Genomic DNA, 21209 nt, shown 5'->3' with positions numbered 1-21209 from the left:
GGATGCGTAAAAAAGTATATATTACTTCGTTAATTTTGATTGTGATGATCCTGATTGGTATGTATTATCCATTGCCCTATTATGTAACGGAGCCTGGAATGGCCAAAGACCTAGAGCCGATTATAAAGGTTGACAATGGCTATAAGGAAAAAGGAAATTTTATGCTGACAACCGTTAGAATGGGAAGAGCAAATATATATTCGTATATTGGTGCAAAGCTTTCTAAATATGATGAACTGAACTCGGTAGACGAGGTTTTGGGTAAACAAGTAACAGAGGAAGAATACAATGCGGAGCAGCTTTATTTAATGCAGGGGGCGAAATTAAATGCGATTGAGGTTGCATATCGTAAAGCAGGGCTCCCGGTTCAATACAAATATAAAGGGATTTATGTGATTCACGTTGTTCCTGGAATGCCGGCTGATGGAAAGCTCCAAGCAGGAGATCGAATTTATAAAGTAGATGGACAGCAGCTAGCTTCTTCTCAAGAGTTTATTGATTTAGTTGGAAAAAAACACGCCGGTGATCAAGTGACCTTAACTTTCTTAAGAAATAACAAAACACAAACGGTTCAGTTAAAGGTTCAGCCATTTAAAAATGAACCGAATCGAGTTGGAATTGGTATCTCTTTAGTTGATGACAAGGAAATCTTGGTTGACCCAGAAGTTTCTGTCAAAACAGATGAGATTGGCGGACCTTCAGCTGGTCTGATGTTTTCTTTAGAGATTTATAATCAATTAAACAAAGAAGACTATACTAAAGGATATCAAATTGCAGGAACTGGTACGATTGACCCTGATGGGACTGTGGGACCAATCGGTGGAATTGAGCAAAAAATAGTTGCTGCAGATAAAGCTGGTGCAGAAATATTTTTTGCTCCAAATGTAAAAGGGGGTAAGGATTCAAACTATCCTGCCGCTGTTAAAACTGCACGTGATATTCATACGAAAATGAAAATTGTCCCAGTCGATACCTTTGATGATGCAATCAACTATCTTAACAAACTGCCTAATAAATAAGAAAAGCGGGAGCGCCTTGGTCAGCATGCCTGCACCGCTGAATAATCATCTTTGCAGGCATGCGACGAGCTGAACATTAACTTCCTCGAATAAGCTGTGGCGCAGGAGCAGCGACAGGAGCTAGGCGCTGAAGCTAGACCATAAAGAAAAAGATGGTGCGGATGCATCATCTTTTTTTATATGATCAGAATTTATATCATTGGACTTCGAGAATTGTCCAGCTTCAGCGCCCTAGCGGCTAATGTCCTTCGCTCTCCGCCCTACGATAAGTCAACATCGAATCGCCTACTGCTCTTCGTGTTGTCTAGCTTCAGCGCCTAGGGGCTTGGGTCATAAGCCAATCCGTCATGAAGGTAAAAACCAACCTTCAAGCCGGCTCGTCTTATGCCTGTCGCCCCTGATCAAGGCGCTTCCGCTTTTCTATTTTCCTTTATCTCAGTTGGAGCGCTCCACAAGGAAAGCTTCGGCAGCATTAGCATCGCACGAAGAAAAAGCGTTAGCTTTTTCGAGGAGGCCATACGCCGCTGAACAGGGCGCTTACGCTTTTCTTAGTCTAAATATATTGGTGGCTGTTGAAATTCTTTCTTAACCATTTCTAATCGAAGATGGTTTGGAACACCAAAAGAATAGATTCGAGCGGCCTTAATATCAAGTGAAATTTCCTTTTCTTTAAAAGAAGATAATTTAGAGACGAGTGGCAGACTGAAATGGGCTTTTCTTTTATTTAAGTACTCTTTCCCCTTTTGTGTCATTCCTAAAAGCCTTAAATAAGTGGCCTTTTCCGTATTTGCCGTCATTTCCGTTTTCCTTGCATTCGTAAGTATATGGGTACACATCCGTTGAAGTCTCGTCCAGGTATATCGCTTTGTTTTTATTTTTTCCATAAATTCCTTAAAGTTCTGAGACTCTATTGCCGCTGCAATCAGCCTGTTTTCTATACCTTCTTCGATCTCATAAATCTCTTTTAATTCATACGGGCTTGATTGAAGAAGGCGGAATTGTAAAAAGCCCCAATAATTTTCCCATTGATGAAAATCACTATAATAATGATAATATTCCTCTAATAATTGGCTAGTGTGCTCAGGAACATATTGTTCAATTAAGCTGTTATCATTTTCAGTTGTGAAAAGGGCCTTCCGAATACTAGTAGCACTTGCTATGGTTGCGGATGCAAAATGGTCATCATGATAATCTGCATTTTTTCGTGTAATCGTTATCGGTTGTAGTGAGCTTTTCAGTTTCTTGATCGCTTTTATGTATTCAATTCCGAGGATATTATTAGGTTTAGACAAATCTAAATACATTCGAGAATCAGTTAATTGTTGAAAAGCTAATGATAATGCTTTTGGATAACTCACTCCTGTAGTGACAAACTGTTTTACTTTTTCATCAAATGCTTTTTTCTCTAATTCCAAGTAATCAATGGTTCGATGGAACAAGCTAATATCGCCGCTTTCACTACCAAAGCATAGAAAATCGCAGCCGGTAGCATCTAAAATAGAAACGGCACCATTTGCAAACGTTTCTGCTTTTTGGACAGCAAATTGATATGGGAGTTCAAAGACAATGTCAACCCCATTAAGCAATGCCATCCTTGTTCGCTGCCATTTTGAAACAAGGGCGGGTTCCCCTCTTTGCAAAAAGTTTCCACTCATAACCGCTATAACAATTTCCGCTTTTGTTGCATCTTTAGCTGCTTGTAAATGATAGGCATGCCCGTTATGAAAGGGGTTGTACTCAACAATCAATCCAACAGCTTTCATTTTTTTTCTCCTTATGTTTTAATTATAGGATATGTTAAAGCTCATTGTTGATTTTGTCACTATGTTGATTGGAGCGGAAATCAACAGGCAAGTTTAACAGAGCCTAATGAAAAGAAAATTACTATCATTATAGCAATTATATTTAAAGAATATAATGGTGATTGTATTATTTGTAAATGGTTAAACTAGTACATATAAGCTTTTGAGCAAGAATTCTTTTTATCTAATCAGTTTTAGGTGTAAAGAAAAAACATTGACAAATATATAATCGAAAGCTATAATTACCTTTGTTGCCTTGGGGTGATTTTATTGAAATGGACATTAAGTCAATTACAAAAATATCGAAACAAGGATTTTTTAGTTGATGATATTATTCGGGTTGATGAGATAAAAGAGTATGATTCGACAATCCGAGATGTGTCTCCGATGCATATTACTGGTCGGGGTGATATTGATTCAACTAAAGTGACATTCCATTTAAAAATAGAAGGTCATTTAATCCTTCCTTGTTCTCGTACCTTAGTTGATGTTAAACTTCCAATTAATGTCGAAATAACTGAAACATTCCTCTTTCAAGGATCAGAATATGATGTTGAAGAGGAAGCAAATCGAGTAAAGGGCGATCTGATTGATTTAACGCCAATCATTCAAGAAATCCTTTTACTTGAAGTTCCAATGCAAGTATTTTGCGACGATACGGATAGTGAAGATGCTGCACCACAATTCGGTAAGGATTGGGAAGTTGTTCACGAACAAGAACAATCGAAAAAAATTGATCCTCGTCTGGCAGGGCTTGCAAAATTTTTTGATGAAAACGATTCTTCATCTGAATAATCGGCAAAAACAAGGAGCAAAATGAAGAACCAGCATTCCTGGCCTTCATTACTTTCTTAATACTCTTTAAGGAGGTGGGAAGAATGGCTGTACCTTTTAGAAGAACTTCTAAAACTGCAAAAAGAAAGCGTCGTACTCATTTTAAATTAAACGTTCCTGGTATGGTAGCATGCCCAAACTGTGGTGAAATGAAACTTGCTCACCGCGTATGTAAAGCTTGTGGAACATACAAAGGTAAAGAAGTAGTTAACGACTAATTTCTAATTAGGATAGAAAGCACAAGGAGCATTTTGCCCTTGTGCTTTTGTCGTTTCAACAATTTAATTTTTCATACATACTATCAATTCAGTCATAAATATAAAAAGAAAGGAAGAGAAGCTTTGACGTATAAGATTGAAAAACGTGACCAACCGTATTTATTATTTACGATCAATAGAAGTGAAAAAAGGAATGCCATAAACTATGAAGTGATGGAAGGTTTATTAGAGGCAATCGAGCTTGCAGAGAATTCAGATATAAAAGCTTTAGTCATTACAGGAACAGGAAATCATGCTTTTTGTTCAGGCGGCGATCTATCTGTTTTTCATCTGCTCCAAACAAAGGAAGAAGCCTATCCGATGCTTTCAAAAATGTCGCATATTTTATATGCCTTATTAACATTGTCTAAACCAACATTGGCTCTAATCAATGGAACGGCTATTGGCGGTGGATGTGAATTGGCAGCAGCATGTGATTTTCGGTTGGCCCGCAGTGGAATAAAAGCTGGGTTTGTTCAAGGAAAACAGGCTATTACAACGGGATGGGGTGGCGGCTCTATTTTAGCGGAAAAACTCCCAGCTCCGAGTACGATGAAGTTACTGATGGAAGCTGAGCTGCAAACGGCAGAGTATTTACAGGAAATAGGCTTTATTGATTCGATATTCAATCAAGAACCTCTAAAAGCCTGCGAAACTTTCTTAGAAAAAATTTTAACTACTGATACAATGGTTATTCAGGCTTATAAAAGGATTTGGATTAGAAAGTGGGAAGAAACAAATCTACGTGAAAGAATCGAAAAGGAAGTCCTAAATTGCTCCTCTCTTTGGGAAAGGGAAGCACACCACGCATATGTAAAAGCCTTTATTCAGAAAAAAGAGAATAAAGATTAAATCTGGGTTGTGAGATAAGTCTATCTTTTCTAGTAGATGCATATGTATGAATAAAAACACTAGGAGGGAAAAACATATGTCACCTACTCGCCAAGATGCATGGTCCCAGGATGAGGATTTATTGCTTGCCGAAGTTGTCTTAAGACATATTCGAGAAGGGGGAACGCAGCTGCAGGCATTTGAGGAGGTAGGGAAACAACTTTCCCGTACTTCAGCAGCATGCGGCTTTCGCTGGAACTCGTTTGTAAGGAAGCAATATAAAACTGGCATAGAGCTAGCAAAGAAACAAAGGAAGGAATTAAAAAAACATACAGTCCAGACCGAGGATGTTGATGTATTGAAAATGGCAAGTCTAGACGAAACAGAATTTGCCTCTAGTGAAAAACAAGATGGAGCAATCAGTTTTCAGTCGGTCATCCAATTTTTAGAGCAACTTTATAAAAAAGCAGAATCCACAAATAGTATGGAAGAAGACAGAGAAAAGACTTTTGAAAAAATCAAAGAGTTAGAAAAGAAAACGTTTTATTTGGCAGCAGAAAATGAAAAACTTTCAAAGAATTTAAAGGCAATTGAAGAAGATTACCGTTCGCTAATTGAAATTATGGAACGAGCAAGAAAAATGGTGGTTCTTCAAGATGAGGAACGCCAGCAGAAAGTAAAATTTCAGATGGATAAAAACGGAAATCTTGAAAGGGTCGAAAAATAAAAGAATGACCCAAAACGATTTGACTCTTTGTTTTAGGTCATTCTCTTCAAATAAACTCAGGGTTTAAATTATGGAATTGACTATCTCCAGCGCCAAGGGGCTTAAGGTCATAAGCCCCTTGGCGCTTTTACTTTTCTATTAATGCTGCTGTGCTTCAACACCTTCTGGATACCAGACAAGTGGATTTTCTCCGCGGTCGCGTTCCATTTCATAATCGACCTTGGAAAAGTTCATTTTTTCCCAGAAACCATGTGATTGAACTCTAGGGTTCGTTTTAATCGGCAAACCAAAGCTCTTGGCAAAATCAACGAGTTGTTTACCATAGCCTTTTCCTTGGTAATCAGATAATACTTCAAGCTTCCATAGTTCTAGATAATTTTGTGGAGGATAAAAATAGCGATCGAATTTGGCGTCAATTTGATATAAGCTCATACGTGCAATAAGTTTGTCACCGAAATAAATACCGTAAAATGGAGAAACATTATGATCCTCAACGATATTTGCTTGAAAATCTTCCAGCATGGATAATTCTTGAAGCCCGTATTCTTTAAACTTCTTAAATTCTTCTAATGTTTTAAAATTGATTTTTAGTTTTTCTACTTTTAACCCCATATCGTAACCTCCTAAAATAATAAATGGAAAAATAGTATATATGGTTTTTATCCAAAATATGATAAGAAAAATAATTTTTTAATTATTCTAAACGAATTACTACTATTATTATATAACAAAAGAATAAAAATTTCTTCAAATAAAGACTAATAACTGTTTTCAAAAATTGCAGGAATATAAAGAAAGTTGTAGAAATTATATTAGTGATGGCATCAAAGGGGATAAGAAAGGCGTATGGTGTCTGAAGCTATACAATTAGAAAGGGGAAATAAGGTGCAAAAAATTTTAATTGCCAACAGAGGAGAAATCGCTCTTCGCATTATTACCACATGCCGTAAAATGGGCATTGAAACAATTGCTATTTATTCCGAAGCTGATAAAGATATGCCGTTTGTTAAGGCTGCATCGAAAGCATTTTGTGTAGGTGAAGCTCCAGTCAACAAATCCTATCTTCAAACTGATAAGATTTTAGAAATTGCCAAAAGGGAATGTGTGGATGCTATTCATCCAGGTTATGGGTTTTTATCAGAAAACTACGAGTTTGCTGAAAGCGCTTCAAAAGCTGGGATTATCTTCATTGGCCCAGACTCGGAGACGATAAAATTGATGGGTGATAAAATCGCTTCACGAAAAACGATGGAACAAGCGGGAATTCCTGTTGTACCAGGAAGCTCCACCGGTCTAAAGACAATAGAGGACGCCTGCTCTCTCGCAAAGACTATTGGATACCCTGTCATGCTCAAAGCAAGCGGCGGAGGTGGCGGTATTGGTATGGTCCTTTGTGAAAATGAGCAAGCGCTCGTTAGGTCGTTTGCTACAACAAAGTCGAGAGCCCTTGCCTATTTTGGTAGTGATGAGGTTTTTCTAGAAAAATATATTGCCGATGCTAGACATATAGAGGTTCAAATTTTTGGCGACCAACATGGAAACATGGTTCATCTGTTTGAAAGAGATTGTTCCATTCAACGAAGACATCAAAAGGTGATAGAAGAGTCTCCCTCTCCGTTCCTTTCCGAAGAAATTCGAAAGAAGATGTATGATACTGCTGTTAAAGCTGCTCAAGCAGTCCATTATACGAATGCAGGGACGATTGAATTTATTGTCGATGAAAATGGGGATTTTTATTTCCTTGAAATGAATACAAGGCTTCAAGTAGAACATCCTGTCACAGAAACAATCACGGGTCTTGATTTAGTAAAATGGCAAATTCTTGTTGCAAGTGGAGAACAATTACCACTGTTGCAAGAAGAAATTCAATCGACAGGGCATGCGATTGAATTTCGTTTATATGCTGAAGACCCGGAGAGGTTTCTCCCATCACCAGGAAAAATTACCAAGCTAAATTGGGGTGGACACTCAGGTGTTCGAATTGATTCAGGCTACGAAGAAGGAGGTACTGTTACCCCCTACTATGATCCAATGATTGCAAAGGTGATTTTTGCCGGTGACACTCGGAATGCTGCCCTAAGATCTGCAACAACGTTTTTTAAAGAAGTACAAATTGAAGGCATAAAAACCAATCTGCCCCTTTTCTTACAAGTTCTCGCGGCAGAGGATTTCCAAAAAGGTCATTATACAACAAGTTTCTTAACAAAAAAATTAGTGAAATAAGGAGAGAGGAATAATGAAAGAGATCACAGCTCCAATGGCAGGAACGGTATTAAATATTTTTGTCGAAAATGGTGACGAAATTGCAATAGGACGAGAAGTGGTTATGATCGAGTCGATGAAAATGGAAATTCCAATTGAAAGTACTTCGGAAGGGGTTGTCAAAGTAGTAAAAGTGAACATCGGAGATTTTGTCAATGAAGGCGATATTTTAATCGAACTTGTATAGACGGGGAGGAACAGAAGTGGTATTAGGAAAAACTTTAAATGATCAGTTAAATGAAAATAGAAAAACGATTGAAGCAGGTGGACATCCGAAATATCATGAAAAGTTAAACGAACAGAATAAACTGTTTGTTCGTGACCGCCTTGCCTTATTATTTGATGATGGTAAATATGAAGAGGATGGTAAATTCGCTAATTTCAAAGCGGGTGATTTACCCGCCGATGGAGTGGTCACTGCAATTGGTAAAATTAATGGTCAAACCGTTTGCGTCATGGCGAATGATTCTACCATTAAAGCGGGTTCTTGGGGAGCAAGAACGGTTGAAAAAATTATCCGCATTCAAGAGACAGCTGAAAAACTAAAGGTGCCATTACTTTATCTAGTCGATTCTGCGGGGGCAAGAATTACTGATCAATTAGACATGTTCCCCAATCGACGCGGAGCAGGTCGGATTTTTTATAATCAAGTGAAGCTTTCTGGAATGATTCCCCAAGTATGTATTCTATTTGGACCGTCTGCAGCCGGCGGTGCATACATCCCGGCCTTTTGCGATCTTGTCATTATGGTTGATAAAAATGCTTCCATGTACCTAGGTTCACCGCGAATGGCGGAAAAGGTGATTGGGGAAAAGGTTACCCTTGAAGAAATGGGCGGGGCTCGGATGCATTGTTCGGTTAGCGGCTGTGGTGATGTACTTGCTTTTAGTGAAGAAGAGGCAATCCAATCGGCAAAAAAATATTTAAGCTATTTTCCGGCGAATTTTAAAGAAAAGACCAAACTCATTAGCGGGATGGATGCTAAGCAAGGTCGTGAATTAGAAGCTATTATACCTGAAAATCAAAACGCTCCCTTTGATATGTATGAATGTATTGATGCCTTAATCGATCAAAACAGTTTTTTTGAAGTAAAGAAATTATTTGCATCGGAATTGATTACCGGATTTGCTAGAATGGAAGGCAGAGCAGTTGGAATAATTGCCAATCAGCCAAAAGTCAAAGGAGGCGTTCTGTTTGTTGATTCTGCCGATAAAGCGGCAAAATTCATTCAGCTTTGTGATGCCTTTCATATACCGTTATTGTTCCTTGCAGATGTGCCAGGGTTCATGATTGGCACAAAAGTGGAACGGGCCGGTATTATCCGACATGGAGCCAAATTAATAGCTGCAATGAGTTCGGCTACAGTACCGAAAATTTCCGTTATTGTGAGAAAAGCATACGGTGCTGGTCTTTATGCAATGGCAGGTCCTGCGTTTGAACCAGACTGCTGCATCGCTTTGCCCACTGCTCAAATTGCTGTAATGGGCCCTGAAGCAGCCGTAAATGCTGTTTATTCAAATAAAATTAATGAAATCACGGACCCAAAAGAAAAGATTGCATTTGTTCAAGAGAAGCATCAGGAATACAAAGAGCACATCGATATTTACAAGCTTGCTTCCGAACTCATCGTTGATGAGATTGTCGCACCGTCTGAGCTTAGGAAGGTGTTAATTGAACGTTTTAGCTATTATGAAACAAAAGAAATGAACTTTAGTGTACGTAAACATCCGGTTTATCCTGTCTAAAAAATTCTGAGGATGTCCCTAAAGGTGACAGACACTACTATATGTATAAGTTCATGATAATTTTTCTGCTTTGATGATTGGAGCTGAAGGCGCTCGACTCCTCAAAAATGCTATCGCATTTCCTTCGTGCGTGGGCGGTTTCAAGGATGTAATTCAATGTCCTGCGGGAGTACGGGTCCGGGAGAGACCCCGCAGGCGCAGTAGAGCCGAGGAGGCTCCCAGGACCGCCACTAGAGCGGAAATCAACAGACAAGTTTAACAGACCATTAATAAAAAGGGTGTGCCCCTAAAAGTTATGATACTTTTGGGACATGCTCTTTTTTCTTCGTTATGATCCTTACAAAAAACAGTTCATCTCTGCTAATATAATAGATAAACAAGAAAAAAATGAGGGATTCTAATGCAAATTGGCATAATAGGTGCTGGTGCTATTGGATTGTTGTATGCTTCTTACCTATATAATTATTTTTCGGTAACGATATATACAAGGACAATTGAGCAGGCAGACGAGATAAATAAACACGGCCTAATCCTTCAGAAAGAATCAAAACAAAGAATTTCATTTGTAAAGTCGATGCCTATTTCAAAATGGAATGGAACAGAGGATGTAACAATAATTGCTGTAAAACAATACCAGCTAAATGCTGTTGTTGATAAAATCAAGCAGCTAATGATTGTGCCTAAAAACCTTTTATTTCTACAAAATGGTATGGGTCATTTAAAGTTACTTGAAAAGATCCCTGCAGAAAATATTTTTGTAGGATCTGTGGAGCACGGTGCGATGAAAGTAAATATGAATACGGTTTGTCATAACGGAGAAGGTGTGACGAAGGTTGCTGTTTTTAAGGGAGATCCAACTGCCCTTCATGTTCTTGCAACAGCACTTCCATCTGATTTCCTAATGAATGAACATGATGATTTTTACGAAATGCTTTTACATAAATTAATCATTAATGCCATTATTAATCCGTTAACAGCTATTCTCCAGGTAGAAAATGGTCAATTGCTTGAGAATCCATATTATTACAAGGCAGCGAGAAACTTATTTGCTGAAGTTGCTGCTATTGTTAATTTGAAGCATGCTGAACAACATTTCGAGCAAATTTGTCATATTTGCAGGCAAACAGCTGCTAACCGTTCATCAATGCTGAAAGATGTTGAAGCTAACAGAAAAACAGAAATAGATGCCATATTAGGCTTTTTATTAGAGGAAGCAACTAAAAATGGAAAAAAGGCACCTCTAATCGAAACTCTATATGATTTAGTAAAAGGGAAAGAAAATGGTTGGAGGGAATGTTAGTTTTTTTAGGCTATTTTAAATGTCATTGTTGATTTTTGAAACTATGTTGATTGGAGCGGAAGGCGCGAGACTCCTGCGGGAGTACGGGGCAGGGGAGACCCCACAGGCGCTTCAGCGCCGAGGAGGCTCCTCGGAACGCCCGCGGAAAGCGAAGTGCCTGGAGCGCAAAACAACAGGCAAGTTTAACACAGCCTTTATTTATTATTTTCCTTTTTAAGTCATATATTTCTATTATGTTTTTATGGATTAATTGAAAATGCATTGAGTTTTCCCTTTTGTAAATGAAAATTTCATTTTTTTAGGCAAAGTTTTTTTGAAAATTAACGGATAATGCTATACTTTTTAACGAATGATTAGGTTTTAACCAGAAGGGGAGTACTTAAATGGAGATTTTAAATCTCTCTTTACCAGCAACAAATCGATTTGCTTCGGATTATTTAGCACAATCAGATGATATTCAGTCATTTTTCCATTATCGCTTCAATGATGCATCTGAAGATCAAAAAAGATTAGCGGAACTAAATAATCGAGTGATTCCAAGAAAGGAAGTTGCTGCCTATATTAATACTTTTATGAAGCGCTTCCCATCATCGAATGCGGTTGAAAGGTCGATTGCTAAACTAAAACAAAATAATAGTGTGGTTGTGATTGGTGGTCAACAAGCTGGCATCCTCACCGGTCCGCTTTATTCGATTCATAAAGTAATTTCTATTATCAAATTAGCTGAACAAAAGGAAAGAGAGCTTGGTGTTCCTGTGGTTCCTGTTTTTTGGATTGCTGGGGAAGACCATGATTTTCAAGAGGTAAATCATGTATTTGTCCCAGTGGAGGAAAGAGCAGATAAATGGATTTATCCTGAGAAAATGCTGCAAAAGAAAATGGTGTCTGATGTAAAGATAAATAAAGATCTTTGCTTACAATGGGTGCACAATATCATTAAGAATTTTGGAGAGACGGAACATACAAAGAATTTACTCGAGTTTGCAGAAGAACAATTAAAAAGTTCAACTTCATTCGTTGATTTCTTTGCAAACATTATTATGAGTCTTTTTAAGGAATATGGGCTGTTATTGGTTGATTCTGGGGATGCCTCCTTCCGTCAGCTTCAAACAGAATTCTTAACCACCCAAATTCTTCACCACCGCTCGATTACTTTTTCGCTACTAGAGCAGCAAAAAGAAATTCGCAAAAAAAGTTTTCCAATTGCAATTGAGGCTAATGAACGGGCAGCGAATTTATTTTATTACGATCAAAGAGCCGGTGAGCGGCTATTGCTTGAAATAGATGAAACGGAACGTTTTGTGGGGAAAAATGGCGCAATAGCCTTTACTAGAGATGAACTTGTGGAAATGGCGAGAGAGCATCCTGAAAAATTGAGCAACAATGTGGTGACGAGGCCCATTATGCAAGAATGGCTGTTTCCAACACTTGCTTTTATCGCAGGTCCCGGTGAAATAGCCTATTGGGCAGAGCTGAAACTTGTTTTTGAGCATTTTCAAATGAAAATGCCTCCCATCGTTCCACGACTAAATATTACCTTCCTTGACCAATCTGTTGAAACAGACTTGTGCGAATTACATTTAAATCTACAAACTGTATTAAGTGAGGGGACAAATCTAGAAATAGAAAAGTTCCTTGAAACGATAAAAGACAGAGAAGTAGATGAAATGTTTTCTTCAACAAAGGAACAATTATTAGCTCAATATCAGTTAATCGAAGCTAAGACAACTCAGCTTGCTAAAGGTCTTCTTCCATTGTTAAAGAAAAATGAGGCGTACGTACTAAAGGAAATCGACTTCATGCAGAATAAGCTAGAAGAAGCAGTAAAAAAGAAACATGATGTCATTTTAAAGAAATATGCTCGCGTTAATCTTGCTTTAAGACCTGATGGATTTCCACAGGAAAGAATTTGGAATATCTTCTATTACTTAAACCTATTCGGACTAGGATTTATAAAGGATTTAATGGACCATTACTATGAATTTGACGGCCAACATAAGGTCATCAAACTATAGAGGAACTTCACATTTTTATGTGAGGTTTCTTTTTTTTTATAAAAATAAACATGTAACATGAAATTAATATGAAATAGTAAAAAAATAGGTGGTGGAAAGTGGGGGAATGTGGTACATTTTTATTAGAAAGTGGGGGTCGCGGGTATGTTCATGGGCGAATACCATCATAGCATTGATAATAAAGGCCGTTTGATTGTGCCCTCCAAATTCCGTGAAGAACTTGGCGACATGTTTATTATTACTCGGGGATTGGATCAATGTTTATTTGGTTACCCTTTATCAGAATGGCAGCTTTTAGAAGATAAATTAAAAGGACTGCCGTTAACCAAAAAGGATGCCCGTGCATTTACAAGATTCTTCTTTTCTGGAGCAACAGAAAGCGAACTTGATAAACAGGGAAGAATCAATATCCCAACCCCATTACTGACATATGCAAAATTGGATAAAGAATGTGTGATTTTGGGTGTTTCCAATCGAATTGAAATTTGGAGCAAGCAGATTTGGGAAGAATATTTTACACAGTCGGAAGAATCTTTTGCTGAAATTGCAGAAAATATGATTGGGTTTGATATATAATGGGGAAGTTATTCTGAAATAACACTCTATTATTTATCGTTCGATTGGAAAAAGAGGTGGTTACAACATGTTTGAACATACAACAGTTTTGTTAAAGGAAGCTGTAGAAGGGTTAAATATTAAACCAGACGGTATTTATGTTGACTGTACGTTGGGTGGAGCCGGACATAGCTCCGTCATTCTGTCGAAGTTAGGGACGAATGGAAGGCTAATCGCCTTTGACCAAGACGAAACAGCTATCGCTAATGCAAGAGAGAAATTATCCGCCTATCACGATAAACTGACAATTATTAAAAGCAATTTTTTATATTTAAAAGAAGAGCTTGAAAATGTAGGTTTGGATAAAGTTGATGGAATCCTTTATGATTTAGGTGTTTCATCCCCTCAATTGGATACTCCTGAAAGAGGCTTTAGTTATCATCATGATGCACCATTAGATATGAGAATGGACCATGATTCCCCTATTTCAGCCTATGATGTCGTTAATCATTGGTCATATGAAGATTTAGTTCGTATTTTTTTCCGTTATGGTGAGGAGAAATTTTCTAAACAAATTGCCCGGAAAATTGAGGCGGCTAGAGATTCAAAGCCAATTGAAACAACCTTTGAGTTAGTAGAATTGATTAAGGAAGCCATTCCTGCTCCTGCGAGGAGAAAAGGCGGACATCCTGCAAAGCGAATTTTTCAAGCGATTAGAATTGCTGTCAATGATGAATTATCAGTATTTGAGCAGTCATTAACGCAAGCGATTGATTTATTAAATCCAGAAGGCAGAATTAGCGTAATTACTTTTCACTCCTTAGAGGACCGAATTTGCAAGGCATCCTTCAAAAAGGCAAGTGAATCACCTGATTTACCTCCAGGAATACCGATTATACCGGTTGAATATCAACCAATTTTAAAGTTAATTACACGAAAACCGATTCTTCCATCAGAAGAAGAATTAGCAATGAATAACCGAGCACGTTCTGCAAAGCTTCGCATTGCAGAAAAAATATAAGAAAACAGAAACTTCTAATACTAGAGTAAGATAAGAAAATTTTCGGGAGGGGAAAAGTTTGAGTAATCTTGCCAGGAAGTATCAAGAACAGCAACAGGTAAAACCTGCTATTCAAGAGCATCAACATGTTAAGACAAAAAAGTATTGGCTAACACCGGGGGAAAAAATGATTAGTCTAGTATTTGCTGGACTTGTTTGCTTCGGGGCAGTTCATATCATTTCAACTCAATCACAAATTTATAAGGTAAATAAGGACGTTCAAGATGTCCAAACCTCAATAAAAGAGCAAAAAAAGGTCAATAGTGATTTGCAGGTACAAGTTAGTGAATTGAGTAATTATCAACGAATTTGGGATAAAGCGAAGAAGATGGGACTTCAACTAAACGAAAATAATGTCAAGGTTGTGCAACAGAAATGATTAAGAAACAGCCATATATGAATTTCGGAGCAGCGTGCTTGTTTTTAATATTCAGCCTGCTCTTTTTTGTTTTAATCTTAAGGTATTTTTCTATTCAAATCACGGGAGAGGTAAACGGGCAAAACCTTGTCGCCAAGGCACAGCAAAAGTATAGTAGACAAGGGGTTTTGGAAGCGAAAAGAGGAGACATCTTAGATCGTAATGGTGGGGTGATTGCTGAGGATACTGCCTCCTACAAAATGGTTGCTATATTAGATAAAAAGGCGACCACTAATCCTAAAGACCCGAAAAATGTCGTTGACCCGGAAATGACAGCACAAAAGCTCTCCCAGTACATTAATATGAGTGAAGAAGATATTTATAAGAGATTAACGAAAAAAGGTGCTTTCCAGGTTGAATTTGGGCAAGCAGGAAGTAACATTGATCCTTCAACGAAGGATAAGATTGATAAATTAAAACTCCCTGGTATTACTTTTGTCCGAGATACTAAACGCTTTTATCCTAACGGTATTTTTGCATCCCATGTAGTTGGATACACCGACCGTGTTGAACAAAAAGATGGGACTCATCAAACGGTCGGAAAAATGGGAATTGAGAAGTCACTTAACTCTGAGCTAACCGGAAAAGATGGAAAAATTAATTATGAGAGTGACCTATGGGGCTATTTATTGCCCGATAAAAAGGAAAAAATTACGCCAGCAAAGAATGGAAATGATGTTTATTTAACCATTGATCAGAAGATTCAAACCTTTGTTGAAGATGCCATGAATAATGTTGCGAATGAATATAAGCCTAAAAAAATTATTGCGATTGTTGCGGACCCGAAGACTGGTGAAATTTTAGCAATGGGTCAACGACCATCGTTTAATCCAGAAACAAAGCAAGGAATTACCGATAGCTGGCATAATGAGGCGATTGAAAATTCTTTTGAGCCTGGTTCAACCATGAAAATTTTTACATTATCTGCAGCCCTTCAGGAAAATGTATTAAACCTAAATGACACGTACACGTCCGGTTCATATAAAGTAACAGACAATGCTCCTGTTATTCATGACTGGAATACATCAGGCTGGGGGAACATTACTTATCTTGAAGGTGTACAGCGCTCATCCAATGTCGCGTTTGCTAAGATTGCAAATGAAAAACTTGGCTTTGATAAATTTCGGCAGTATTTAAGTAAATTTGGGTTTGATAAACCAACAGGGATTGATCTCCCAAATGAAGCCTCTGGTAAAATTCTCTTTCAATATCCAATTGAGAAGGCAACTACTGCGTTTGGTCAGGGAACAGCGATTACACCTATTCAGCAAGTTCAAGCAGCCACGGCCGTTGCAAATGACGGTAAAATGATGAAGCCCCATGTTGTCGATAAAATTGTTGACCACGATACTGGGAAAATTATCGAGCAAAAAGAACCTGAAGTAGCTGGAACGCCGATTTCCGCTGAAACAGCTAAAAAGGTTCGTGATGTTCTTGAAACGGTTGTTACTTCGCCGAAAGGTACAGGTTATAGCCATTATCAAATTGACGGTTACAGTGTAGCCGGAAAAACAGGGACGGCGCAAATACCTGGTCCTAATGGCGCTTATTTAACAGGTCCGTCAGATTATGTATTTTCATTTTTAGGAATGGCTCCAAAAGATGACCCGAAATTAATTGTCTATGTTGCCGTTCAACAACCTCAAATCGATAATTATGAAAAAGGTGCCATCCCTGTTTCAGAGATTTTTAAACCTGTTATGAAAAACAGTCTTCAATATTTGAACATCCAACCATCAACGCAAAAAACCGCAGCGGTGAGTAAGCTGCCGAATCTATCTGGGAAATCCGTATCTGATGCAGAAAAAAGCTTAAAAGATAAAGGATTTGACACTGTGGTTCTCGGAAATGGTCAAAAAATTGTCGCACAGCTTCCAAAAGCAGGTACCAGCACGCTCGATGGTGAGAAAGTGATTATTCAAACGGATGGGGATATCCCTGCCCCTGATTTTACTGGCTGGTCATTAAGGGATGTTATGAAGGTAGCAAATATGGCTGGGCTAAAAATAACTTCAAATGGCAGCGGCTATGTCGCTTCTCAAAATATTAAGGCTGGAGCGATATTAAGGAATGGCGATAACTTAATCGTTGACTTAAAACCGCCTGAGGATCTGTGGAATCAAGCAGCACAGGCCCAAGACCAAAATGCCAATACAAATAATGGGGCAAATGGAAGTAATGGAAGTAATGGTAATGATGGAAGTAATGGTTCAGAAAGTAATGGAGATAAACCAAAGAATCAGTGATTATAGAAGGTGAATAGGAGGATGTCTCAAAAGGGATTAACACTTTTGAGATATCCTCTTTTTGTCGTTTTAGCGGTCTAAATAAAAAAGTACAAGCATATAAATGAACGGACTAGGCAAAGGAGGCTCGTTCACAATATGCGTGTTTCGAATGTAACTGTCCGTAAACGGTTAATGATTGCATTGTTTGTTGGCGTTTTAATCTTCCTCGTGATCGATGTTCGGCTAGGGTATGTACAGTTCTTTCTCGGGAATTGGTTGACTACTGGAGCTAAGGGTTCCTGGAGCAGAAATATACCATTTGAACCAGAACGCGGAAAAATCGTTGACCGAAATGGTGTCCCGTTAGCTACAAATATCAGCACTCCCACAGTATATGTTGTTCCAAGACAAATAAAAGACCCAGCTGTAACCGCAGAAAAGCTAGCCTCCGTATTGGGAATGACTAAGGAAAAAGCCTATCGCGATATTACCCAAAAAGAGAGAATGGTCAGGATTAAAGAAGGAAGAAAAATTTCCCATGAAAAGGCGAAGGAAGTCAGAGAGCTAGGCCTTGAGGGAGTTTATATTGGCGAAGATTCAAAAAGATATTACCCCTTTGGAAGCTATCTGTCACACGTTTTAGGCTTTGCCGGAGTGGATAACCAGGGCTTGATGGGGCTCGAAAAATATTATGATAAAGAATTAAGTGGTAAAGGAGGTTCGGTTAAATTTTACGCAGATGCGAAAGGGAAGCGAATGAATAATATGCCGGATGATTACGAGCCTCCTGTTAATGGATTAGATTTAAAGCTAACAATTGATACTAAAATACAAACGATTGTGGAGAGAGAACTTGATATCGCACAATCAACTTATAATCCAGATGGACTCATTGCGATTGCCATGAATCCAAACAATGGTGAAATTCTAGCGATGTCGAGCAGGCCAACCTTTGATCCATCTAATTTTAGAAATGTGCCGCAAGAGGTATATAACCGCAATCTTCCGGTTTGGTCGACCTATGAGCCAGGTTCTACTTTTAAAATTATTACCCTTGCAGCAGCATTAGAAGAAAAAAAAGTGAACTTAGAAAAAGACCAATTCTTTGACCCGGGCTATGTTAAGGTTGGTGGTGCAACACTTAAATGCTGGAAAAGAGGCGGTCATGGCAGTGAAACCTTTTTACAGGTTGTTCAAAACTCCTGTAATCCTGGTTTCGTAGAATTAGGTCAAAGGCTTGGCAAAGACTTATTGTTCAAATATATTAAGGATTTTGGTTTTGGTCAAAAAACGGGAATCGATTTACAAGGTGAAGGAACAGGAATTTTATTTAATTTAAACAAGGTGGGTCCTGTTGAACTAGCCACAACAGCGTTTGGACAAGGGGTGTCTGTTACACCAATTCAACAAGTAACGGCCGTAGCGGCAGCGGTAAATGGGGGAATCCTTTATAAGCCATATATTGCTAAGGAGTTGGTGGACCCGGTTACAAAGGAAGTGGTTATGAGAAACTCCCCTGTTGAGAAGAGAAGAGTCATTTCAGAGGCAACTTCAAAGGAAATACGCTATGCTCTTGAAAGCGTGGTTGCCCAAGGGACTGGCGGCAAGGCGTTTGTTGATTCCTATCGAATCGGAGGAAAAACTGGAACTGCCCAAAAAGCCCAGGGCGGCAGGTATTTAGAAAATAACTTTATTGTTTCTTTTATCGGGTTTGCTCCAGCTGATGATCCGCAAATTGTCGTATATGTTGCTGTGGATAATCCAAAAGGTGTAACAGCATTCGGTGGAACAGTGTCAGCTCCGATTGTCGGAAATATAATGAAGGATAGCTTAAGAGCAATGGGTGTGGAGCCAAGGAAAGATCAAATCGAAAAGAAAATGACTTGGCAGGATACTCCATTAATCGAACTACCTGATTTTTCAGGTTTTACTCGAAGTCAACTTATGGGAGAAGATGTGAATCTTCAAATTGATGCTTACGGAGAAGGTGATGTCGTTGTAAGGCAATCTCCAGATCCAGGAACGAGAGTAAAAGAAGGATCAAAGATTAAACTTTATTTTGGGAAAAAAGATAATTAAATCGGGATCGGCGGCTGGAATGATTTTCCTCCGCCTCATTTTTCTTATAACGGAAAAGCAACATGGTAAAAAGTTTTAATATCATGTAAAATAAGGTGGAACTTTCACCAGAATACTTTTGCATGACATATATATGATAAAAATATGTAATGTCAAGAGAGGGTTGAGAGAAAATGAAACTACAAGAACTGCTCGAACATTTGCATCCATTAGTTCCTTTTCGTGGAGAAAATCCAGAAATCACCTCGATTGAAAATGATAGCAGAAAAGTACAGACAGGAAGCTTATTTATTTGTATAAATGGATTCACAGTGGACGGACACGATTTTGCTGAATCTGCCGTTCAAAAAGGGGCTGCAGCTATATTAGCTGAGCGCTCGCTGTCCCTTTCTGTACCTGTTATTATTGTGAAAGACACGGTAAGGGCTATGGCTGTCCTAGCAGATGCTTTTTACGCGCATCCAACCAGAAATCTTAGGTTAATTGGGATAACGGGGACAAATGGAAAAACATCAACTAGTCATTTGCTTGAAAAAATATTTTTTGAAGCAAATAAAAAGACAGGCCTAATCGGAACGATGTTTACAAAGGTTGCTGATGAAATCATCGAAACGAAAAACACGACTCCTGATAGTTTGACACTTCAAAGAATCTTTCATCAAATGATTCAACGTGAAGTTCAATTTGCTGTCATGGAGGTTTCTTCGCATGCATTGGATATTGGGAGAGTGCATGGTTGTGATTATGATATTGCTGTCTTTACCAATTTGACGCAGGACCATCTCGATTATCATAAAACAATGGAGGAATATATGAAGGCGAAGGGGCTATTGTTTTCCCGCCTTGGAAATACGTTTAACCCAACCAGGCCTAGGTTTGCTGTTCTAAATAATGATGATCCTGTCTCGATTTTATATCAAAAATCGACTGTCGCCCATGTCGTTACATATGGAATTGATCATGAAGCAGATATTATGGCAAGAAATATCGAGATGAACTCTTCGGGTACTGCCTGTGATTTAGTTGTTCAGGGAAATATTTATCCATTAAAGCTTCGACTAATTGGAAAATTCAGTGTTTATAATGTTTTAGCAAGCATTGCTGCTGCATTGGTGTCAGGCATTCCAATTAACAACATCATTCAATCTGTTGAAAATGTAATAGGAGTAGCTGGAAGGTTTGAACTTGTAGATGCCGGCCAAAATTACACGGTTGTTGTTGATTATGCTCACACACCAGATGGCCTGGAAAATGTCCTAAAAACCATTCAACAGTTTGCAAAAAAACGAATTTTTGTCATAATTGGTTGTGGTGGTGACAGAGATCGGTCTAAACGGCCATTGATGGCACAAATTGCTTGTAAATATGGAACTGATGTAATTTTTACTTCCGATAACCCAAGAAGTGAGGATCCTTCAGCGATCTTAAAGGATATGGAAGCTGGTGTGTATGACGAAAAGTATTTAGTGAAACTAGACAGAAAAGAGGCCATATGGGCAGCTATCGAGCAGGCTTCTTGTGATGATGCGATTTTAATAGCCGGTAAAGGGCATGAAACCTATCAGATCATTGGAGATGATGTTTTCGATTTTGATGATCGAATCGTCGTAAGGGAAGCAATCGAGGAGAGATTAAAATGTATTTAGATTTAAAAGACTTGGCATTTTTGTTTAATGATCACAGGGGTGCACAAGTTGACCTTTCGGTGTTTACATTTACGGATGATTCGAAGTGCAGACAGCCGAAGGGCGTTTATATACCATTAAGCGGAGAATCAGATGGCGGGGAATTACAAGAGGCGATTGCCAATGGAGCAATCGCCGCTATTTGGGATAAGGGAAAAAAACTCCCAAGATATACTCCTAATCATTTCCCATTGTTTTTTACTTCCAACCTGGTAGAAGCGCTGCAAATGGTTGTACAATTTTATCTTGAAAAATTAAGTGGGGAAGAGACTAAGGAAATGGAAACAACTAAATTTGTTCTTAATAAAAATGATTTATCATATGATATAGCGGTAATGCTGGAAAAAATTTCAGATAGAAGCAATTTGGAGAATATGGGAAGGGGGGAATAA

At 38.4% G+C, this 21209-nt stretch carries 19 protein-coding genes; 17 read left to right on the top strand and 2 right to left on the bottom strand.

Annotated features, from left to right (window positions below):
• Positions 1-2 precede the first annotated feature (2 nt).
• Entirely contained in the window at positions 3-1019 is a 1017-nt protein-coding gene (locus BN1082_RS02400) for a SepM family pheromone-processing serine protease (RefSeq protein ID WP_090630323.1), read from the top strand.
• A 548-nt stretch (positions 1020-1567) separates the two neighbouring features.
• Here BN1082_RS02400 and BN1082_RS02395 read toward each other — a convergent pair.
• A complete protein-coding gene (locus tag BN1082_RS02395; protein ID WP_090630320.1) occupies positions 1568-2782 on the bottom strand; it encodes a nucleotidyltransferase in 1215 nt (404 codons plus the stop codon).
• Between the two features lie 309 nt (positions 2783-3091).
• Between BN1082_RS02395 and BN1082_RS02390 the strand changes: the two genes are divergently transcribed.
• The 4 genes from BN1082_RS02390 (at position 3092) to BN1082_RS02375 (ending at position 5470) form a co-directional block, all read left to right on the top strand.
• A complete protein-coding gene (locus BN1082_RS02390; protein WP_090630317.1) occupies positions 3092-3616 on the top strand; it encodes a YceD family protein in 525 nt (174 codons plus the stop codon).
• Between the two features lie 83 nt (positions 3617-3699).
• Entirely contained in the window at positions 3700-3873 is a 174-nt protein-coding gene (rpmF, locus tag BN1082_RS02385) for a 50S ribosomal protein L32 (RefSeq protein WP_007086250.1), read from the top strand.
• Positions 3874-3996: 123 nt separating this feature from the next.
• A complete protein-coding gene (locus tag BN1082_RS02380) occupies positions 3997-4764 on the top strand; it encodes an enoyl-CoA hydratase/isomerase family protein (RefSeq protein WP_090630315.1) in 768 nt (255 codons plus the stop codon).
• 76 nt (positions 4765-4840) lie between these two features.
• Entirely contained in the window at positions 4841-5470 is a 630-nt protein-coding gene (locus tag BN1082_RS02375; RefSeq protein WP_090630312.1) for an RsfA family transcriptional regulator, read from the top strand.
• A 138-nt stretch (positions 5471-5608) separates the two neighbouring features.
• On the opposite strand, the gene BN1082_RS02370 is transcribed toward BN1082_RS02375, so the two are convergent.
• A complete protein-coding gene (locus BN1082_RS02370; protein ID WP_090630310.1) occupies positions 5609-6082 on the bottom strand; it encodes an N-acetyltransferase in 474 nt (157 codons plus the stop codon).
• Between the two features lie 273 nt (positions 6083-6355).
• On the opposite strand from BN1082_RS02370, the gene BN1082_RS02365 reads away from it, so the two are divergent.
• The 12 genes from BN1082_RS02365 to BN1082_RS02305 all read left to right on the top strand — a co-directional run bounded on the left by BN1082_RS02365 (position 6356) and on the right by BN1082_RS02305 (position 21209).
• Positions 6356-7693 carry an acetyl-CoA carboxylase biotin carboxylase subunit gene (locus BN1082_RS02365; RefSeq protein ID WP_090633095.1) on the top strand — a complete coding sequence of 446 codons (1338 nt, stop codon included), beginning with the start codon at positions 6356-6358 and terminating at the stop codon, positions 7691-7693.
• A gap of 13 nt (positions 7694-7706) precedes the next feature.
• Entirely contained in the window at positions 7707-7919 is a 213-nt protein-coding gene (locus BN1082_RS02360) for a biotin/lipoyl-containing protein (protein WP_090630308.1), read from the top strand.
• A gap of 16 nt (positions 7920-7935) precedes the next feature.
• Positions 7936-9477, top strand: coding sequence for an acyl-CoA carboxylase subunit beta (locus tag BN1082_RS02355; protein ID WP_090630303.1), 1542 nt, complete (start codon positions 7936-7938; stop codon positions 9475-9477).
• Between the two features lie 400 nt (positions 9478-9877).
• Positions 9878-10777, top strand: a complete 900-nt coding sequence (locus BN1082_RS02350) for a 2-dehydropantoate 2-reductase (protein WP_090630301.1) — start codon at positions 9878-9880, stop codon at positions 10775-10777.
• 383 nt (positions 10778-11160) lie between these two features.
• Positions 11161-12792, top strand: coding sequence for a bacillithiol biosynthesis cysteine-adding enzyme BshC (bshC, locus tag BN1082_RS02340; RefSeq protein ID WP_090630295.1), 1632 nt, complete (start codon positions 11161-11163; stop codon positions 12790-12792).
• A 144-nt stretch (positions 12793-12936) separates the two neighbouring features.
• Positions 12937-13368, top strand: coding sequence for a division/cell wall cluster transcriptional repressor MraZ (mraZ, locus tag BN1082_RS02335; RefSeq protein WP_090630293.1), 432 nt, complete (start codon positions 12937-12939; stop codon positions 13366-13368).
• Between the two features lie 67 nt (positions 13369-13435).
• Positions 13436-14368: a 16S rRNA (cytosine(1402)-N(4))-methyltransferase RsmH gene (gene rsmH, locus BN1082_RS02330; RefSeq protein ID WP_090630290.1), complete on the top strand. Its 933-nt coding sequence runs from the start codon at positions 13436-13438 to the stop codon at positions 14366-14368.
• A 58-nt stretch (positions 14369-14426) separates the two neighbouring features.
• On the top strand, positions 14427-14786 hold the full coding sequence (gene ftsL, locus BN1082_RS02325) for a cell division protein FtsL (protein WP_090630289.1): 360 nt from the start codon (positions 14427-14429) through the stop codon (positions 14784-14786).
• On the top strand, positions 14783-17071 hold the full coding sequence (locus BN1082_RS02320; protein ID WP_090630285.1) for a penicillin-binding protein: 2289 nt from the start codon (positions 14783-14785) through the stop codon (positions 17069-17071). The genes ftsL and BN1082_RS02320 overlap by 4 nt, the downstream gene beginning before the upstream one ends.
• A 138-nt stretch (positions 17072-17209) precedes the next feature.
• Complete coding sequence (locus BN1082_RS02315) at positions 17210-19132, top strand: stage V sporulation protein D (protein WP_090630282.1); 1923 nt, start codon at positions 17210-17212, stop codon at positions 19130-19132.
• A gap of 173 nt (positions 19133-19305) precedes the next feature.
• Positions 19306-20778, top strand: a complete 1473-nt coding sequence (locus tag BN1082_RS02310) for a UDP-N-acetylmuramoyl-L-alanyl-D-glutamate--2,6-diaminopimelate ligase (protein ID WP_090630279.1) — start codon at positions 19306-19308, stop codon at positions 20776-20778.
• On the top strand, positions 20769-21209 hold the full coding sequence (locus BN1082_RS02305) for a hypothetical protein (protein WP_090630277.1): 441 nt from the start codon (positions 20769-20771) through the stop codon (positions 21207-21209). The genes BN1082_RS02310 and BN1082_RS02305 overlap by 10 nt, the downstream gene beginning before the upstream one ends.

Origin of the sequence: Neobacillus massiliamazoniensis (genome assembly GCF_001048695.1) — a bacterium.
GTDB classification, from domain to species: domain Bacteria; phylum Bacillota; class Bacilli; order Bacillales; family Cytobacillaceae; genus Neobacillus; species Neobacillus massiliamazoniensis.
The sequence above is the reverse complement of the archived record's forward strand: the minus strand, read 5'-3'. Positions and strand labels throughout refer to the sequence as shown.

Bases quoted from the DNA above. Each gene is read 5' to 3' on its own strand.
- BN1082_RS02400 (WP_090630323.1), top strand. From the start codon at position 3: ATGCGTAAAAAAGTATATATTACTTCGTTAATTTTGATTGTGATGATC.
- BN1082_RS02395 (WP_090630320.1), bottom strand. From the start codon at position 2,782: ATGAAAGCTGTTGGATTGATTGTTGAGTACAACCCCTTTCATAACGGG.
- rpmF (WP_007086250.1), top strand. From the start codon at position 3,700: ATGGCTGTACCTTTTAGAAGAACTTCTAAAACTGCAAAAAGAAAGCGT.
- BN1082_RS02375 (WP_090630312.1), top strand. From the start codon at position 4,841: ATGTCACCTACTCGCCAAGATGCATGGTCCCAGGATGAGGATTTATTG.
- BN1082_RS02370 (WP_090630310.1), bottom strand. From the start codon at position 6,082: ATGGGGTTAAAAGTAGAAAAACTAAAAATCAATTTTAAAACATTAGAA.
- BN1082_RS02360 (WP_090630308.1), top strand. From the start codon at position 7,707: ATGAAAGAGATCACAGCTCCAATGGCAGGAACGGTATTAAATATTTTT.
- BN1082_RS02350 (WP_090630301.1), top strand. From the start codon at position 9,878: ATGCAAATTGGCATAATAGGTGCTGGTGCTATTGGATTGTTGTATGCT.
- bshC (WP_090630295.1), top strand. From the start codon at position 11,161: ATGGAGATTTTAAATCTCTCTTTACCAGCAACAAATCGATTTGCTTCG.
- mraZ (WP_090630293.1), top strand. From the start codon at position 12,937: ATGTTCATGGGCGAATACCATCATAGCATTGATAATAAAGGCCGTTTG.
- rsmH (WP_090630290.1), top strand. From the start codon at position 13,436: ATGTTTGAACATACAACAGTTTTGTTAAAGGAAGCTGTAGAAGGGTTA.
- BN1082_RS02320 (WP_090630285.1), top strand. From the start codon at position 14,783: ATGATTAAGAAACAGCCATATATGAATTTCGGAGCAGCGTGCTTGTTT.
- BN1082_RS02315 (WP_090630282.1), top strand. From the start codon at position 17,210: ATGCGTGTTTCGAATGTAACTGTCCGTAAACGGTTAATGATTGCATTG.
- BN1082_RS02310 (WP_090630279.1), top strand. From the start codon at position 19,306: ATGAAACTACAAGAACTGCTCGAACATTTGCATCCATTAGTTCCTTTT.
- BN1082_RS02305 (WP_090630277.1), top strand. From the start codon at position 20,769: ATGTATTTAGATTTAAAAGACTTGGCATTTTTGTTTAATGATCACAGG.